The 10,850-nt window shown below is 67.2% G+C and carries 12 protein-coding genes and 2 tRNA genes; 11 read left to right on the top strand and 3 right to left on the bottom strand.

The window, feature by feature from the left end; all coding sequences use genetic code 11:
• Positions 1-138: 138 nt before the first annotated feature.
• Complete coding sequence (locus LRG07_RS13015) at positions 139-603, top strand: Rpn family recombination-promoting nuclease/putative transposase (RefSeq protein WP_238642609.1); 465 nt, start codon at positions 139-141, stop codon at positions 601-603.
• Positions 604-658: 55 nt separating this feature from the next.
• Here the strand turns inward: LRG07_RS13015 and LRG07_RS13010 are convergent, their stop codons facing one another.
• Entirely contained in the window at positions 659-1,639 is a 981-nt protein-coding gene (locus LRG07_RS13010; RefSeq protein ID WP_238634898.1) for a hypothetical protein, read from the bottom strand.
• A 609-nt stretch (positions 1,640-2,248) separates the two neighbouring features.
• Between LRG07_RS13010 and LRG07_RS13005 the strand changes: the two genes are divergently transcribed.
• From LRG07_RS13005 to LRG07_RS12960, 10 genes are all read left to right on the top strand, one after another.
• A tRNA-Val gene (locus tag LRG07_RS13005) sits at positions 2,249-2,325 on the top strand.
• 111 nt (positions 2,326-2,436) lie between these two features.
• Positions 2,437-4,359 carry a threonine--tRNA ligase gene (gene thrS, locus LRG07_RS13000; RefSeq protein WP_238642607.1) on the top strand — a complete coding sequence of 641 codons (1,923 nt, stop codon included), beginning with the start codon at positions 2,437-2,439 and terminating at the stop codon, positions 4,357-4,359.
• A 54-nt stretch (positions 4,360-4,413) separates the two neighbouring features.
• Positions 4,414-4,911: a translation initiation factor IF-3 gene (gene infC, locus LRG07_RS12995; RefSeq protein WP_201168453.1), complete on the top strand. Its 498-nt coding sequence runs from the start codon at positions 4,414-4,416 to the stop codon at positions 4,909-4,911.
• 79 nt (positions 4,912-4,990) lie between these two features.
• Positions 4,991-5,185 carry a 50S ribosomal protein L35 gene (rpmI, locus tag LRG07_RS12990; RefSeq protein WP_201168244.1) on the top strand — a complete coding sequence of 65 codons (195 nt, stop codon included), beginning with the start codon at positions 4,991-4,993 and terminating at the stop codon, positions 5,183-5,185.
• An 18-nt stretch (positions 5,186-5,203) separates the two neighbouring features.
• Positions 5,204-5,563 carry a 50S ribosomal protein L20 gene (gene rplT, locus LRG07_RS12985; RefSeq protein ID WP_011813241.1) on the top strand — a complete coding sequence of 120 codons (360 nt, stop codon included), beginning with the start codon at positions 5,204-5,206 and terminating at the stop codon, positions 5,561-5,563.
• A 17-nt stretch (positions 5,564-5,580) separates the two neighbouring features.
• Positions 5,581-6,612 carry a phenylalanine--tRNA ligase subunit alpha gene (gene pheS / locus LRG07_RS12980; protein WP_201168246.1) on the top strand — a complete coding sequence of 344 codons (1,032 nt, stop codon included), beginning with the start codon at positions 5,581-5,583 and terminating at the stop codon, positions 6,610-6,612.
• Positions 6,613-6,615: 3 nt separating this feature from the next.
• Positions 6,616-8,994, top strand: a complete 2,379-nt coding sequence (gene pheT, locus LRG07_RS12975; protein WP_201243000.1) for a phenylalanine--tRNA ligase subunit beta — start codon at positions 6,616-6,618, stop codon at positions 8,992-8,994.
• 1 nt (position 8,995) lies between these two features.
• Positions 8,996-9,301 carry an integration host factor subunit alpha gene (gene ihfA / locus LRG07_RS12970; RefSeq protein ID WP_011813244.1) on the top strand — a complete coding sequence of 102 codons (306 nt, stop codon included), beginning with the start codon at positions 8,996-8,998 and terminating at the stop codon, positions 9,299-9,301.
• Positions 9,276-9,638: a MerR family transcriptional regulator gene (locus LRG07_RS12965; protein ID WP_201168250.1), complete on the top strand. Its 363-nt coding sequence runs from the start codon at positions 9,276-9,278 to the stop codon at positions 9,636-9,638. The genes ihfA and LRG07_RS12965 overlap by 26 nt, the downstream gene beginning before the upstream one ends.
• Positions 9,639-9,684: 46 nt before the next feature.
• A tRNA-Pro gene (locus LRG07_RS12960) sits at positions 9,685-9,761 on the top strand.
• 96 nt (positions 9,762-9,857) lie between these two features.
• On the opposite strand, the gene LRG07_RS12955 is transcribed toward LRG07_RS12960, so the two are convergent.
• Both LRG07_RS12955 and LRG07_RS12950 read right to left on the bottom strand, forming a co-directional pair.
• Entirely contained in the window at positions 9,858-10,424 is a 567-nt protein-coding gene (locus LRG07_RS12955) for a hypothetical protein (RefSeq protein WP_201168378.1), read from the bottom strand.
• A 48-nt stretch (positions 10,425-10,472) separates the two neighbouring features.
• Positions 10,473-10,850, bottom strand: a 378-nt coding sequence (locus tag LRG07_RS12950) for a hypothetical protein (protein ID WP_238642606.1), incomplete at its 5' end; no start/stop codon positions are given.

Raw genomic sequence — 10,850 nt, 5'->3', positions numbered from 1 at the left:
GAGCGTGGAGGATGAGGCGGAGGGGGCACCCCTCCGCCGCCGGCGGGAGCCGCCCTAATCGCGCTCCTCGTGATAGCCGGTAACCATCGTCTTGAGGTGCTGTTACCAGGGCCGGCCCATGGTCGAGGCCATGTACACATGGGCGATCAGGAAGACCAGGAGGGCGAAGGTGGCGATCCCCCAATCTGCAACCATCACACAGCGACCGCCTTTTCCAAGCTCGCCTTCGCGACGGCCGGGCCGCCTACATCGTTGATCGAGCACAAATCTGCGCCGGACGCCAGCACACCGGTACAGCTGCTCGGGTACATGCAGCGGATCTGGCAACGCCACGCCGAGCACACGCCCCAGCAACGTGCGCATCGGTATCGCCACTTACCGCCGATCATCCCCCTAGTGCTCTACAACGGCAGGCCGGACTGGTCCGTGCCACTCTCGTTGCTCGAGTGCATCGACGCCGATGAGGATCTACGTGACCTTCAGCGCAACTTCGGCTACCAGGTCCGCCACTTACGAGCTGATGATCGCAGCGAACCGTACTCCGAGGACCCGGTCATTCGCGGCGTCTTCCGAGCCCTCGCTGCACCCTTCGCCGACAACTAGCCGCCAGCACCAGAACCCGTGACCGACCCAGCCGGCGAACTTACCATCCGTCGGCTCACGTGAGTCCCCAGGAGACCACTCGGTCGTAGAGCGCGCTCCTGCGGATAACCAAGCTCTCTGGCTCTCCCTTCAGCCAGGGTACGTCGCTTTCACCGCCAACCTCCTCGATCAGCCCGAAAGGCATGGCGAAGCGCAGTACGGTGCGGACCGACCAGCAGTTGTGCACAATCCGCTCGGGACAGTCGCCCGGAAACAGTACCTCTTCCTCGTTAACCTGCCGAAGGGCTGCCGGGAAGGCCTGCGAGAAGCATCGCTGGTAGAACGAGACCGGCCGCGGCTCGTCTCCGAAGCGGTGGAGGAGATACAGGAAGAAGGCGAACGAATCCTGCACGATCCTCAGATCGGGCCACCCATCGGCATAGGCCCAGTTGAACTGACGGCAGTAGGCCTGGAGCAGCGCGTGGTAGATCGCCGCCCACTCGCCCTTGCGAAAGCGCTTCTGCGTTGCGCGGGTCGCCTTGAGCCGGCCGCGCTCCTTGCGCATGAACCGCGCCAGACCGGCCGTGACCTTAATGAGGTGGAGCTCGAGGAAGTCGTCTTCGTTGCGGATCACCCCGGGGAGCCACTCCCGCTTGAGCCCTTCCGCCTTCAGCGCCTCCTTGGCCTCGAAGACCACAGCACGCGGCAGGTTTCCCTTAGCCGTCAGCTTGATTCCTTCCTCGCCGGCCGCATCGACAATGACCTCCAGAAGCCGGAACGCCGTCGCAGCGGGGCGCGCCTCGATGCCCTCGGCGAAGCGCACCAGATCCGGGGCGTCGAACGGCGCATGGAGAAGCCGGTGCATCTGCTCTCGGGAGAGCCCCTGAAAATCGGTCACCGGCGACTGATTGAGCTCCGCCACCTTCTGCGCCACGGCATCCTGAAGCTCCTGCTCGGAGGAAAACGACTGATCGCCGAGTGCGCGCTCGAGCTCCGAGCGGATGGCGGCGATGGACGAGGACTGTTCGTCGTTGGAAGGCGAGTGGCCATTACCCATTCAATGCTCCTCGTTCGCTCGCGTGCCGCACCGGGGCGGCTCGTACTGCGGAGACGGCGCTGCCCAGCGCACCATGAGCCCGGTCAAGCTCCGGGACACCGTCCCTCAAACATTGTTAGACCCAAGGTACGCCATTCTCACCGCCGGCAGCGATCCGTACCCGCCCGTGCCAGCTCCGCGGGCTCATGCCCCTGCCAGACGAGCTCCAGGATCTTCTGCCGGTACTCCGACGGGGGACGGTCCTGGCTCATGGTGGATACCTCCTCTGGTCAAACGGTCAGGTATCCACTGCAGCGGGTCAAGCCCAATCGCGGAGTACGTCCCTGAACAGTCCACTCCCGCGAAGGACCCAGAACAAGGTGGTGATCAGTCCTAGAGCTCCTATGGTGAAGGCCCGCGTCACCCCGGGCCCGAGTCGGGCACAATTCGGGCACGAGATGGGCACAAGCAGCTTGATGGACCAACACATCAGAGCGCTGATATGTTTTCCCGCAGTGAAGACGCCTCTGCCCGCGAAACACGAAAGCGGCGGAGGCACTGACAAAACAAGGCGTTACAATCAGGGGTTGACTCCACGCCGCACACGATTAGAATGCGCAGCACATCGACAGGCGCGTAGCTCAGCTGGTTAGAGCGCCACCTTGACATGGTGGAGGTCGGTGGTTCGAGTCCACTCGCGCCTACCAGATACGCTGCACTGCGCCCGGTCGCGACCCCTGACTGTAGGGATATCGCGCCGGGCGCAGTCATTCATGCACGTGGCCCCTCGTATCGGTCACCACTGTGGAGGCTCAGCCATGCCCGCCATCACCCTCCCCGACGGCTCCGTCAAGCAGTTCGATCACCCCGTCACCACCCGTGAGATCGCCGAGTCCATCGGCCGCAAGCTGGCCAAGGACGCCATCGTCGGCCGCATCGACGGTGAACTGATCGATCTCGACCGCCCCATCGAGCACGATGCGCGCGTGGAGATCGTCACCGCCAACGACCCGGACGGGCTCGACGTGATCCGCCACTCCACCGCCCACCTGATGGCCCAGGCGGTGAAGCAGATCCACCCCGAGATGCAGGTGACCATCGGGCCGACGGTGGACAACGGCTTCTACTACGACTTCGCCGGTGAGCACTCCCTCTCGGAAGACGAGCTGGAAGCGATCGAACAGCGCATGAGCGAGCTGGCCGAGGCCGACCAGCCCGTGGAGCGCGAGGTCTGGGACCGGGCGGCTGCCCGGCAGTTCTTCCTTGAGCAGGGCGAGACCTACAAGGCGCAGATCATCGACGACCTGCCCGAGAGCGAGACCATCACGGTCTATCGCCAGGGCGATTTCGCCGATCTGTGCCGCGGCCCCCACGTGCCGAGCACCGGCCGGCTGAAGGCGTTCAAGCTGACCAAGGTGGCCGGCGCCTACTGGCGCGGCGACCAGAACAACGAGATGCTCCAGCGCGTTTACGGCACCGCCTGGCCGGACCGCAAGCAGCTCAAGGCCTACCTGGACCGCCTGGCCGAGGCCGAGCGGCGCGACCACCGGCGGCTGGGCCGGACCCAGGATCTCTTCCACGTCCAGGAGGAGTCGCCGGGGATGGTGTTCTGGCACCCGCGCGGCTGGCGCCTCTACTTGGAGGTCCAAGAGTACATCCGCCAGCTGATGCGCGAGAACGGCTACCAGGAGATCCACACCCCGATGCTGGTGGACCGCAGCCTGTGGGAGCGCTCCGGCCACTGGGCGATGTTCGCCGACAACATGTTCGTCACCGAGTCCGAATCGCGGCACTACGCGGTCAAGCCGATGAACTGCCCGTGCCACGTGGAGGTCTTCAAGCAGGGCCTGAAGAGCTACCGGGACCTGCCGCTGCGCCTGGCGGAGTTCGGCTCCTGCCACCGCAACGAGCCCTCGGGCACGCTGCACGGGCTCATGCGGGTACGCGGCTTCGTCCAGGACGATGCCCACATCTTCTGCACCGAGAACCAGATCCAGGAGGAGGTCCGCACCTTCATCGATCTGGTCTACCGCGCCTACCGGGACTTCGGTTTCGACGATGTGCTCATCGCCCTCTCCACCCGCCCGGACGAGCGGGTCGGCGACGATGCGCTCTGGGACAAGGCCGAGTCGGCGCTGGCCACGGCGCTGGAAACGCACGGGCTCGACTATACCCTGCAGCCCGGCGAAGGGGCCTTCTACGGGCCGAAGATCGAGTTCTCGCTGCGCGACTGCCTGGAGCGCGTCTGGCAACTGGGCACCATCCAGGTGGACTTCTCCATGCCGGGCCGGCTGGGGGCACAGTTCGTCGATGACGACGGCGAGCGGCGTACGCCGGTGATGCTCCACCGGGCCATCCTCGGCTCCCTGGAGCGGTTCATCGGCATCCTCATCGAGCACTATGGGGGCGCCCTACCCACCTGGCTGGCTCCAGTCCAGGCGGTGGTGCTCAACATCACCGACCGCCAGGGCGATTACGCCCGCGAGGTGGAGAGACGGCTGCTCGAAGCCGGTTTCCGCGCCGAGGCCGACTTGAGGAACGAGAAGATCGGCTATAAAATCCGCGAGCATACGTTGCAGAAGGTTCCCTACATGCTGGTTCTTGGGGACCGGGAGCTGGAAAGCGGTACGGTGGCCGTCCGCCACCGCGACGGCACCGACCTCGGCTCCATGGAACTGGAAGAGCTCGTATCGCGGCTTGGTAACGATATCGCGGGTCACGGGCGCGAACAGGAGGATTAGAGGATCGCAACGAGACCGAAACGCGGGCGTGGCGGCGGCGGCGACAACCGCCGGATCAACGAGCAGATCACGGTACCGCAGGTGCGGTTGATCGGTTCGGACGGCGAACAGGTCGGCGTGCTGCCCACCGAAGACGCCCTTGCGCAAGCCGAAAACGAGGGACTCGATCTTGTGGAAATCGATGGCAACGCGGACCCGCCGGTCTGCCGTGCCATGGACTACGGCAAGTTCAAGTTCGAGCAGAGTAAGAAGCAGCAGGCGGCGCGCAAGAAGCAAAAGCAGATTCAGGTCAAGGAGGTCAAGTTCCGTCCGGGCACGGACGAGGGCGACTTCCAGGTCAAGCTTCGCAACCTGCGCCGGTTCCTCGAGGAAGGCGACAAGGCGAAGGTGACGATCCGCTTCCGCGGCCGGGAGATGGCGCACCAAGAGCTCGGCAAGCGCCTGCTGGACCGGCTCGAGGAAGAGCTCAGCGATGTCGGTACCGTGGACCAGCGGCCGCGAATGGAAGGGCGGCTGATGGTCATGATGATGAGCCCGCGCAAGGGCAAGTAAGGTGTCGAACCACGCTGCGGGCGCGTACCGCTAGTCAGGCGGCGCGCTCGCTTCTTTTTGTGATGAGGGGGAGGCAGTCATGCCCAAGCTCAAGACCAACCGTGGCGCAGCGAAGCGCTTCAAGGTGAAGGCCTCCGGCCGGATCACCCGCGCGCGCTCCAACCACAGCCACATCCTGACCAAGAAGGACCCGAAGCGGAAGCGCCGTCTGCGCGAGCTGACTGAGGTCCACGCGAGCGATGCGCCGATGGTCCGGCGCATGGTCGCCAAGTAAACACGGGAGCGTTCTTCCATGTCACGAGTCAAGCGGGGCGTCACCAACCGCGCCAAGCACAAGAAGGTTCTCAAGGCTGCCAAGGGCTACTACGGCATGCGGGGCAGCGCCTTCCGCATCGCCCGCCAGCAGGTGATCAAGTCCGGGCAGTACGCGTACGCCCACCGCCGCCTGCGCAAGCGCGAGTTCCGCAGCCTGTGGATCCAGCGCATCAATGCGGCAGCGCGTCAGCACGGCCTGTCCTACAGCCGCCTGATGAACGGCCTGCAGCAGGCCGGCATCGAGGTCGACCGCAAGCAGCTGGCTGACCTGGCCGTCCACGAGCCGCAGTCCTTCGCGGCGCTGGCCGAGCGTGCCCAGGGCGCCCTCAGCAACTGAGGGCGGCTCGCCAGGGCATGGGTGCCGACTACCAGGACGAACTCAACGCGCTGACCCGGGAGGCAGAGGACGCCGTAGACGGCGCCTCTGACCTGGCGGGTCTGGATCAGGTCCGGGTCGCCTATCTCGGCAAGAAAGGCAGGCTGACCGCCCTGCTCAAGGGTCTCGGTCAACTGCCCGCTGAGCAGCGGCCCGAGGCCGGTGCGGCCATCAATGCCGCCAAGGAGCGCGTCAGTCAGCGTATCGAGGCCCGGCGCGCCGAACTTGAGCGAGCCGCTCTCGAGCAGCGTCTGGCCGCCGAGCGGATCGATGTCACCCTACCCGGCCGCGGCACCGAGCGCGGCGGCTTCCATCCGGTCACCCGCACCCTCGAGCGTATCTCCGCGATCTTCGCCGGTGCCGGTTTCCACGCCGCCGACGGGCCGGAGGTCGAGGACGACCGGCACAACTTCGAGGCGCTGAACATCCCCGCTCACCATCCGGCGCGGGCGATGCATGACACGTTCTACTTCGACGCCACACGGCTGCTGCGCACGCACACCTCCCCGGTGCAGATTCGCGTGATGGAGCGCGACGGCGTGCCCATCCGCGTCGTAGCCCCGGGACGGGTCTACCGCTGCGACTCCGATCTCACCCACACCCCGATGTTCCACCAGGTCGAGGGGCTGCTGGTCGATCGCGATGTCAGCCTGGCGGATCTCAAGGGCGTCCTCCACGAGTTCCTCAACGCCTTCTTCGAGCGCCCGGTCGCCGTGCGCTTTCGGCCATCGTACTTCCCGTTCACCGAACCCTCGGCCGAGGTCGACGTCGAGTGCGTGATCTGCGGCGGCGATGGCTGCCGGGTGTGCAAGCACTCCGGCTGGCTGGAGGTGCTCGGCTGCGGCATGGTTCATCCGGCGGTCTTCGAGCACGCCGGCATCGACGCCGAGCAGTGGACCGGGTACGCCTTCGGCATGGGCGTCGAGCGCCTGGCCATGCTCCGCTACGGCGTGGACGATCTGCGCCTGTTCTTCGACAACGATCTGCGCTTCCTCGGGCAATTCCGGTGAACCATGCGTGTAAGTGAGCAGTGGCTGCGCGAGTGGGTGAACCCATCGCTCTCGACCGAGGCGCTGGCCGAGGCACTGACCATGGCCGGCCTCGAGGTGGATGCCATCGAGCCCGCCGCCCCGGCCTTCACTGGTGTGGTGGTCGGCTCGATCGTCGACTGCCGGCCCCACCCCGAGGCCGACCGCCTCCAAGTCTGCGACGTGGACGCCGGCGGCGAGCGCCTGGAGGTCGTCTGCGGTGCCCCGAACGCGCGCCCCGGCCTGAGCGCGCCGCTGGCGCGTGCCGGCGCGGAGCTCCCGGGCGGCCTGCAGGTCCAGGCCGCCGAGGTGCGCGGCGTAGCCTCGGCGGGCATGCTCTGCTCGGCCAGCGAGTTGGGCCTGAGCGACGAGGCCGACGGGCTGCTGGAGCTGCCCGAGAGCCTCGCCCCCGGGAGCGATCTTCGCCAGGCCCTGGCGCTGGATGACACCGTCCTCGAGATCGACCTCACACCGAACCGCGCGGATTGCCTGGGCATGATCGGGATCGCGCGGGACGTGGCGGCACGCACCGGGGCCGAGATGCACACCGCCGAGCCGCAGGCCGTGCCGGCGGCCTGCGACGAGCAACTGCCGATCACCCTGGAGGCCGAGGCGGACTGCCCGCGCTACACCGGCCGGGTGATCCGCGATGTCGATCCGCAGGCGCCCACACCGATCTGGATGCGCGAGCGTCTGCGCCGCGCCGGGATCCGGAGCGTCTCGGCGCTGGTGGATATCACCAACTACGTCATGCTCGAGTACGGTCAGCCGTTGCACGCCTTCGACCTCGACCGCCTGAGCCCGCCGGTGACCGCCCGTCGCGCGCGCGCCGGCGAGACGCTGACGCTGCTCGGCGGCGAGCAGGTGGAGCTCGACGACGGCGTGCTGGTCATCGCCGATGCCTCCGGTCCGGTGGCCTTCGCCGGCGTGATGGGTGGCGAGACCACCGCCGTGGGCGACGCGACCACCAGCATCTTCCTCGAAGCAGCCCATTTCCATCCGGCCACCATCGCCGGTCGGGCCCGACGTTACGGCCTGCACACCGACTCCTCCCACCGGTTCGAGCGCGGCGTGGACTTCGAGACGCCCCGTGCCGCCAGCGAGCGCGCCACGCAGCTGGTGCTGAGCATCTGTGGCGGCCGCCCGGGGCCGATCAACGAGGTCGTGGCCGCCGACGCCCTACCCCGCCGCGCGCCCATCGAACTGCGCCGCGAGCGCCTTGAAGGCCTGCTCGGCTGGTCCATCGAAGAGCAACAGGTCAGCGGCATGCTCCAGCGCCTGGGCACGCGCCCGGAATCCACTGAGGCTGGCTGGCGCGTCCAGCCGCCGAGCTGGCGCTTCGACATGGAGCGCGAGGTGGACCTCATTGAGGAGGTGGCCCGCCTCTACGGCTTCGACAACGTCCCCGAACGCCCCCTGCGCGCGCCGCTGCACGTAGCCGCGGCCCCAGAGCAGCAGCTCGACGACCGGCCCCTGCGCACGACGCTGGTCGAGCGTGGCTACTTCGAGGCCATTAATTACGCCTTCGTCGATCCGCAGCTCCAGCAGCGCCTCGATCCCGAGGCCGAGGGGCTGCCGCTGGCCAACCCGCTGTCGGCAGAGCTGGCGGTGATGCGCACCTCGCTCTGGCCCGGCCTGCTGATGGCTGCGCAGCGCAATCAGCACCGCCAACACGAACGGGTCCGGCTGTTCGAGTGCGGGCGCACCTTCCGCGGCCACCTCGACGACCTGGCCCAGACACCGATGCTCGCCGGCGTGGCCGCCGGCCCCCGTTACGCCGAGCAGTGGGATGCACCGCGGCGGTCGGTGGACTTCTTCGACGTCAAGGCGGACCTCGAGGCACTGATCGCCCAGACCGGCGAGCCCGCCTCGTTCACCTTCGAGCCGGCACAGCACGTGGCCCTGCATCCGGGTCAGTGCGCGCGGATCCTGCGTGACGACAGCCCGGTCGGCTGGCTCGGGACCCTGCACCCGGAGCACGCCGACGCCTTGGAGCTCCACGGCGCCCCCGTGCTCTTCGAGATCACGCTTGAGGCGCTCAGCCGCGCCGCGCTGCCGCGTTTCCAGCCCATCTCGCGGTATCCGTCGATCCGGCGTGACCTGGCGGTACTCGTCGACGATAACGTGCCCGCCGGGGCGTTGCTTCGCACCGCCCGCGATGCGGCCGGGACGTACGCCGTCGGCAGCCGACTGTTCGACGTCTACCGGGGCAAAGGGGTCCCTGAAGGCCAGAAAAGCGTTGCCATGGGCTTGATTTTACAGGATTATTCGCGCACGCTTACGGATCGCGACGTTGATGACGTCATGGCGGGGGTGGTTTCCCGCCTGCAGCAACAGTTCGGAGCGAGCCTGAGAGGGGAGTAAGATGTCGCTGACCAAGGCGGATATGGCCGAGCGGCTCTTCGAAGAGGTCGGCCTGAACAAGCGGGAGGCCAAGGAGCTGGTCGAACTCTTCTTCGAGGAGATCCGCACCGCCCTCGAAAACGGCGAGCCGGTCAAGCTCTCGAGCTTCGGCAACTTCGAGCTGCGCGACAAGAACGAGCGGCCTGGCCGCAACCCCAAGACCGGGGAAGAGATCCCCATTTCCGCCCGGCGCGTGGTGACCTTCCGCCCCGGCCAGAAGCTCAAGAGCCGCGTCGAGAGCTATGCCGGAACCCGAGAAGAGCAGTGATGGCGAACTGCCGCCGATCCCGTCGAAGCGGTACTTCACCATCGGCGAGGTTAGCCAGCTGTGTGCGGTCAAGCCCCACGTCCTGCGCTACTGGGAGCAGGAGTTTCCCCAGCTGAGACCGGTCAAGCGCCGCGGTAACCGGCGCTACTACCAGCGTCACGATGTCATACTGATCCGCCGCATCCGCGCCCTGCTCTACGAGGAGGGTTTCACCATCGGCGGTGCCCGCCAAAAGCTCGAGAGCGGCGAAGAGCGCGAGGACGTGGCCCAGAGCCAGCAGATCATCCGGCAGATGCGCATCGAGCTCGAGGGCGTGCTCAACATCCTCAAGCGCTGATCCCTTGTGCGCCGCGGTCTCGATCCGTATACTTTGCGGCCTGAGTCGGGGCGTGGCGCAGTCTGGTAGCGCACCTGCATGGGGTGCAGGGGGTCGCAGGTTCAAATCCTGCCGCCCCGACCAAACACCGAAAGGGCCGCGGAACGGGGACGTTCCGCGGCCCTTTTTTGTGGGGAGGCGCCGATTGTTCCAGCACCCCCTCACCGGGCTCCGGCCTGCCTAGTTCGCCGGTGTACCCTCCGGCCGATTGCCTTCCCGGGCTTCTTCGGCCCGCTCCCGGCCCTCACGGGCGTCGTCTTGGACCGAACGGCCCTGCTCCCGGGCCTCTTCAGCCTGCTGGCGTGCCTGCTCAGCCTGTTCCCTAGCGGCTTCACGGGCCTCCTCGCCTCGCTCCTGGCCGGCTGCACGGGCTTGCTCCCCGCGCTCCTGTCCCTGACTGCGGGCCTCCTCGGCGCGTTCCTGGCCGAACTCCCGGCCGCCTTCGCGCGCCTCATTGGCCGTCTCCAGGCCTTCGGCCGCACGCTCCCGGGCCCGGTCGGCCGCCTGCTCCGGCAACTCGATCTCCTGCGCCACCTCCTCCTCGGTCGCGTCGTCGTCGAGCCGGCGCATGGTGGCATCCCGTAGCGTCTCGCCCTCGGACACGGTCTCCCCGGCGTCAGCGGCGACCTCATCCTGGGCCTCGACCTCCTCGGCGGCCACCGGCACGCTCAGCGAGGCGATCAACAGCCCCACCGGCACAAGCAAGTAGCCTAACCGGCGACTCGCGTTTCTCGGCTTGGTCCTCATCGTTGCCTCCTCCTTCAGCTCAACTCGTCCAGTCTTGGGTGACGCATTTCAGGACTCGCGCTCATGTGGTTGGACGAGGGTGACCGGCAGGCGCAGCTCCTGGGACCGACCCTCGTGCTCGATGCGGGTCACCAACTCTCCCTGCTCGACCTCGGCCCCCGGTATACCGCGCACCGGCAGCGTCAGACGGTTGGCGCCCGGTTCCAGATCACCTTCCCAGCTGACCCGTCGCTGCGACGGATGGCCTTCCAGCTCGAATCCCTCAGGAACCTCGACCTGGAACCGTACCCCCTCCAGTCTTCGTTCGGCGTCGATCGCCAGCCGGAACTCCTGAACCTCGCCGTTTTCCGGGCCGGTCACCGGCGGATCCGTTTGTGCGGGCCGCCAGTCGTAGAGCGCCAGCCCGCCGCCGACGAGGATCCCCAC

Origin of the sequence: Halorhodospira sp. 9622 (assembly GCF_022228025.1) — a bacterium.
Taxonomy (GTDB): domain Bacteria; phylum Pseudomonadota; class Gammaproteobacteria; order Nitrococcales; family Halorhodospiraceae; genus Halorhodospira; species Halorhodospira halophila_A.
This window is presented reverse-complemented; position numbering and strand designations above follow the sequence as displayed.